At 59.7% G+C, this 6000-nt stretch carries 5 protein-coding genes and 1 rRNA gene; 2 read left to right on the top strand and 4 right to left on the bottom strand.

Annotated elements, in window-relative coordinates; genetic code table 11:
* Window positions 1-460, bottom strand: a 16S ribosomal RNA gene (locus tag M6G53_RS10665); the annotation flags it as partial.
* Window positions 461-943: 483 nt separating this feature from the next.
* Here M6G53_RS10665 and M6G53_RS10660 point away from each other — a divergent pair.
* Complete coding sequence (locus M6G53_RS10660) at window positions 944-1633, top strand: FadR/GntR family transcriptional regulator (protein WP_253331150.1); 690 nt, start codon at window positions 944-946, stop codon at window positions 1631-1633.
* A 67-nt stretch (window positions 1634-1700) separates the two neighbouring features.
* The gene (gene mdtD / locus M6G53_RS10655; protein WP_060424392.1) at window positions 1701-3116 is read left to right on the top strand and encodes a multidrug transporter subunit MdtD; all 1416 of its coding nucleotides are present in this window, start codon (window positions 1701-1703) and stop codon (window positions 3114-3116) included.
* Here the strand turns inward: mdtD and rbsR are convergent.
* The 3 genes from rbsR to rbsB all read right to left on the bottom strand — a co-directional run bounded on the left by rbsR (window position 3113) and on the right by rbsB (window position 5994).
* Window positions 3113-4114 carry a ribose operon transcriptional repressor RbsR gene (rbsR, locus tag M6G53_RS10650; RefSeq protein WP_253331147.1) on the bottom strand — a complete coding sequence of 334 codons (1002 nt, stop codon included), beginning with the start codon at window positions 4112-4114 and terminating at the stop codon, window positions 3113-3115. The genes mdtD and rbsR overlap by 4 nt on opposite strands.
* Before the next feature lie 4 nt (window positions 4115-4118).
* On the bottom strand, window positions 4119-5045 hold the full coding sequence (gene rbsK, locus M6G53_RS10645; protein ID WP_253331145.1) for a ribokinase: 927 nt from the start codon (window positions 5043-5045) through the stop codon (window positions 4119-4121).
* Window positions 5046-5106: 61 nt separating this feature from the next.
* Window positions 5107-5994, bottom strand: coding sequence for a ribose ABC transporter substrate-binding protein RbsB (rbsB, locus tag M6G53_RS10640; RefSeq protein WP_025160300.1), 888 nt, complete (start codon window positions 5992-5994; stop codon window positions 5107-5109).
* Window positions 5995-6000: the final 6 nt, after the last annotated feature.

Below are 6000 nucleotides of genomic sequence, written 5' to 3'. Positions count from 1 at the left end.
TCACCACCTTCCTCCTCGCTGAAAGTGCTTTACAACCCGAAGGCCTTCTTCACACACGCGGCATGGCTGCATCAGGCTTGCGCCCATTGTGCAATATTCCCCACTGCTGCCTCCCGTAGGAGTCTGGACCGTGTCTCAGTTCCAGTGTGGCTGGTCATCCTCTCAGACCAGCTAGGGATCGTCGCCTAGGTGAGCCATTACCCCACCTACTAGCTAATCCCATCTGGGCACATCTGATGGCAAGAGGCCCGAAGGTCCCCCTCTTTGGTCTTGCGACGTTATGCGGTATTAGCTACCGTTTCCAGTAGTTATCCCCCTCCATCAGGCAGTTTCCCAGACATTACTCACCCGTCCGCCGCTCGTCACCCAGGGAGCAAGCTCCCCTGTGCTACCGCTCGACTTGCATGTGTTAAGCCTGCCGCCAGCGTTCAATCTGAGCCATGATCAAACTCTTCAATTAAAAGCTTGATTTGCTTCCACTCGAGAAGCGATGCTCAAAGATTTACTGCATGAATTTTACTTCAGTTAGTCACTCTTCAAGACTTGATATTTTTTTGCATCCGAAGATGCTGGATATCGTCTTGTGGAGTGCCCACACAGATTGTCTGATAAATTGTTAAAGAGCAGTGAGTTAGGCGCTTTCGCTTGCTAACTCGAGGTGGCGTATATTACGCTTTTCACCCGGAGAGTCAAGCGTTTATTTCGCTTTTCTCTCGCTGACCCGGCGGCTTGTCAGTCGTTGTTCCCGGTCAGTGGAGGCGCATTATAGGGAGTTCTCGGCGGGCCGCAACCCCTAATTGCAAAAAACTTTTCAAGCGCGGTTTTTTTCGGCAAAAGGACGAAAAAGCGCCGAATTTATGTCACTTTTTCGGGCAAACAGCCATAAAAGCTGGCGATCGCTGGAGTAAAATAGAAATAACGATGTCAGTAAGGACCCGCAGTCATGCCGCTAAATGCACAACAACAGGCCGCCCAACGCAATCTTTCTTATCTGCTTGCAGAGAAACTCGGCCAACAAATTCTGGCGGGCGATTATCAGGCCGGCAGCATCCTGCCCGGTGAAATGGAACTGGGCGAGCAATTCGGCGTCAGCCGCACCGCCGTGCGCGAAGCAGTAAAGATGTTAGCCGCCAAAGGCATGTTGTTGCCGCGCCCGCGCATCGGCACCCGCGTGATGCCACAAAGCCAATGGAATTTCCTCGACCAGGATTTACTGACCTGGTGGATGACACGGGAAAACTTCGATCAGGTGATGCAACACTTCCTTATTTTGCGCACTTCGCTGGAGCCGCAGGCCTGCGCGTTGGCGGCAAACCACGCCAACCAGCAGCAAACCAAGCTGCTGGCGGAGCTGATGGCGGAAATGCGCGCGCTGCATAACCAGTTTGACCGCGAACGTTGGATCCAGGTCGATACCCAATTCCACCAGCTTATCTACGAGGCCAGCGGCAACCCGTTCCTGACCTCGTTCGCCAACCTGTTCAGTTCGGTGTACCAAAGCTACTTCCGCGCCATCACCGGCAATGAAGTAATCAAGCTGCGCCATCATCAGGCTATCGTCGATGCGATACTCGCCGGCGACAGCGCCGGCGCGCTCGTCGCCTGCCAGGTGCTGCTGAAAGAGAAAGACTAGACACGTTCCCCGCTTATATATAGAAGAAAGAGACGAGGGACAGACGACCATTTAACCAGGACCGACCATGACCCAATCCGCGCGCAGTATGGCAGGACTACCGTGGATCGCCGCAATGGCGTTCTTTATGCAGGCGCTGGACGCCACTATCCTTAACACCGCGCTGCCGGCGATCGCCCAAAGCCTGGGGCGTTCACCGCTGGCGATGCAATCGGCCGTCATCAGCTACACGCTGACGGTGGCGATGCTGATCCCGGTCAGCGGCTGGCTGGCGGACCGCTTCGGCACCCGCCGCGTATTCATTTTCGCCGTCACGTTATTCACCCTCGGTTCGCTGCTGTGCGCCCTGTCCCCTACGTTGAGCGTGCTGGTCGCCTCTCGCGTGCTGCAAGGCATCGGCGGCGCGATGATGATGCCGGTCGCACGGTTGGCGCTGCTGCGCGCCTACCCGCGCAGCGAACTGCTGCCGGTGCTGAACTTCGTCACCATGCCCGGCCTGGTCGGGCCGATTCTGGGGCCGCTGCTGGGCGGCTGGCTGGTGACCTACGCCACCTGGCACTGGATTTTCCTGATCAATATCCCTATCGGCCTGCTCGGCATCGTCTATGCGCGCAAATACATGCCGGACTTCACCACGCCCAAGCGCCGCTTCGATTTCCTTGGCTTTATGCTGTTCGGCCTGAGCCTGGTGCTGATCTCTACCGGGCTGGAGCTGTTTGGCGAGCGGGTGCTTGCAAGCTACGTTTCGCTGGGCATTCTGCTCAGCGGCTTCGTGATGCTGTTCGGCTATATCGCGCACGCCCGCCGTCACCCTCAGCCGCTGATCGGTCTCGACCTGTTCAAAACCCGCACCTTCTCGGTCGGCATCGCCGGCAACGTCGCCTCCAGGTTAGGCACCGGCTGCGTGCCGTTTTTAATGCCGCTCATGCTGCAGGTGGGATTCGGCTACACGGCGATCGTCGCCGGCTGCATGATGGCGCCCACTGCCATCGGCTCGCTGATGGCGAAATCTACCGTCACTCAGGTGCTGCGCTGGTTCGGCTACCGTAAAACGCTGGTCGGCATCACCGTGATCATCGGGGTGCTGATCGCCCAGTTCGCCCTGCAAAGCCCGGGTATGCCACTGTGGCTGATGATCTTACCGCTGTTCGTGCTGGGCATGGCGATGTCCACCCAGTTCACCGCCATGAACACCATCAGCCTGGCGGATTTGAACGACGCCAACGCCAGCGCCGGCAACAGCGTCCTGGCGGTCACCCAGCAGCTGTCCATCAGCTTCGGCGTGGCAATCAGCGCGGCGGTGCTGCGTTTTTACGAATCCCTGTCGTTAGGCACCATGATCGACCACTTCCATTACACCTTTATCACCATGGGGATCGTCACCGTGGCATCGGCGCTGGTGTTTATGTTGCTGAGAAGGAAGGATGGCCGCAATTTGATCAGCGGCCAGGAAAGCAAGAAAGAAGCGAAGGCGGCCAGTTAACGGCGGCCCACCGAGGCGCGTTCCACCAGCTCGGGCGTCAGTACCAGCACCTGGGGCGCGCGCTCCAGGTTTTGCAGGCGGTTGATCAGCGCATCGATCGCCAGTTCGCCCAGCGAATCTTTCGGCTGATGAATAGTGCTCAGCGGCGGCGCCAGATAACGCGCCAACTCAATGTCATCGTAGCCCATCACCGCCATATCCTGCGGCACGGAAAGCCCGGCCTGATACAGCGCCTGATAAACGCCCACCGCCACCGCGTCGTTACCGGCGAACACCGCATGCGGCGGCTCGTCCAGCGCCAGCAGTTGGCGCATGGCGTTCACACCACCCTCAAACTCAAAATCGCAATGTACTTCATACCCTGGCGGAACCGGCAATCCGGCGCGCCGCATCGCGTTGCGATAGCCTTCCAGTCGGTGACGGGCGGTGGTTTTATCCTGCGGGCCGGCGATGCAGGCGATCTTGCGGTAGCCGCGGGCGATCAGATGATCGGTCGCCATCTCGCCGCCCAGCAGCGAGTTATCCTGAATAATGTCGTTGGCCCCCTCGAACGGCGCCCAGTCCATCATGACGATCGGCAGTGACGGGTAGCGGCTCAGGGCATCTTGCGATGGCCGGTGGTTTTCGGTGCACATCAGCAGCAAACCGTCGACGCGCTTTTGCAGCAGCGTCTCCATGCTGCGGTTCATGCGCGCGGCGTCTTCTTCGGTGTTGCACAGGATCAGGCTGTAGCCGCGTTCATAGCAGCTGCGCTCCACGCCGCGCACCACTTCGGCATAAAACGGGTTGTTGCTGGCGGTCACCAGCATGCCGATGGTGCGCGTCTGATTGAGCTTCAGGCTGCGCGCCAGCGCGGAAGGCGCATAGTTCAGCTGTTCCACGGCCGCCATGACCTTGTCGCGCACGCTGTCGCTGACAAAGCGATTGTTATTGACCACATGCGAAACGGTAGAGGTTGAAACGCCCGCCAGGCGGGCGACATCTTTCATGGTGGCCAAAGGATCACCCCTGCTGCAGCAAGAAGGCGTCGATCTCTGCACGCCACGGCACCGAAGGCTGCGCGCCTGGGCGGGTCACGGCGATCGCCGCCGCCGCATGGGCGAAACGCACCGCGTCGGCCATGCTCTTGCCTTCCAACAAGGCAGTGACCAGCGCACCGTTAAAGGTATCGCCGGCGGCGATGGTATCCACCGCTTGCACCTTGAAGCCGGGCACCAGTTTGCCGTTGCCGTTTTCGCTCAGCCACACACCGCGGCTGCCGAGGGTGATGATCACCGTCGCGATGCCCTTGTCGTGCAGCGCCTGCGCCGCGCGCGCCGCATCGGCGTCGTTGTCCACGGCGATGCCGGTCAGGCGCTGGGCTTCGGTTTCATTCGGGGTGATCATATCGATCATGCCCAGCAACTCGTCCGGCAGCTCACGCGCCGGGGCCGGGTTGAGGATCACCTGCGTGTGATGCTGCTTCGCCAGGCGGGCGGCGGCGATCACCGTCTCCAGCGGCGACTCCAGTTGCATCAGCAGGGCATCGGCGTCGATCACTTTCTGCTGGTAGCGCGCCAGGTAATCCGGCGTCACCGCAGCGTTGGCGCCGGCATCGATGCCGATCACGTTCTCGCCTTCGGCGTTGACGAAGATCAGCGCCACGCCGGTGGTGCTGTCGGCGATGGCTTCAATCGGTTGGGTATCAATGCGATCGCTCGCCAGCTGCCGGCGAACACGTTCACCGATGTCGTCAGCGCCCACGCAGGCGATAAAGGCGATCTCTGCCCCGCTGCGCCCAGCCGCCACCGCCTGATTCGCGCCCTTGCCGCCAAACGCCACCTTATACTGTTTCCCGATCACCGTTTCACCCGGGTGGGGGAACTGTTCAATATTGAGGATATGGTCGGCATTGATGCTGCCAAGAACCACCAGCTTACCTGTTTCCATCGCATTGATTCCTGAATTGCGCGCCATCGTAAACGTCCCGTTCCGATGGCGCTGGTATGACTTACTGAGTGACCAGTTTCAAATCGACCGGAATGGTCGCCGGCACTTTTTCGCCTTTCAGCACTTTATCGGCGGTTTCCACACCGATCACGCCGATCTGATCGGGACGCTGCGCCACGGTCGCCGCCAGTTTGCCGCCTTCGACCGCTTTCACGCCGTCGGCGGTGCCGTCGAAGCCTACCACGATCACATCGGTTTTACCGGCGGTTTGCAGCGCGCGCAGCGCACCCAGCGCCATTTCATCGTTCTGGGCGAACACCGCCTGCACATCCGGGTGCGCAGTCAGCAGGTTCTGCATCACGTTAAGGCCCTTGGTGCGATCGAAATCGGCCGGCTGGCTGGCCAACAGTTTGAATTTATTCTGATCCAGCGACTGCTTGAAGCCTTCACCGCGTTCACGCGCGGCGGAAGTGCCGGCGATGCCTTCCAGCTGAATCACCTTGGCATCGGCGCCCACTTTCTTGGCGATGAAGTCGCCGGCCATTTTGCCGCCCACGCGGTTGTCCGAAGCGATGTGGCTCACCACGTCACCCTTGCTCGCCACGCGGTCCAGCGTAATGACCGGGATCTTGGCCTGGTTGGCCATCTTGATGGCATTGCCCACCGCATCGGAGTCGGTCGGGTTGATCAGCAACAGCTTGGGCGCGCGCACCATCAGATCCTGCACGTTGGCCAGCTCTTTCGCCGGGTTGTTCTGGGAATCCAGCACCACCAGGTTGTAGCCCAGCTTGTTGGCCTCTTGCTGCGCACCGTCCTTCATCGAGACGAAGAACGGGTTGTTGAGAGTGGACACCACCAGCGCGATGGTGTCTTTGGCCATGGCGTTGGCGCTCAGGGTGGCGCTCAGCGCGATGGCGGAAGCTAAGGTTGCCAGTTTTTTCATTTTCATCATCGT

The sequence above is a fragment of the Serratia nevei genome (genome assembly GCF_024160145.1).
In the GTDB taxonomy this organism is placed as follows: Bacteria; Pseudomonadota; Gammaproteobacteria; order Enterobacterales; family Enterobacteriaceae; genus Serratia; species Serratia nevei_A.
Note: the sequence above shows the minus strand (reverse complement) of the source record. Positions and strands in the feature narration are given on the sequence as shown.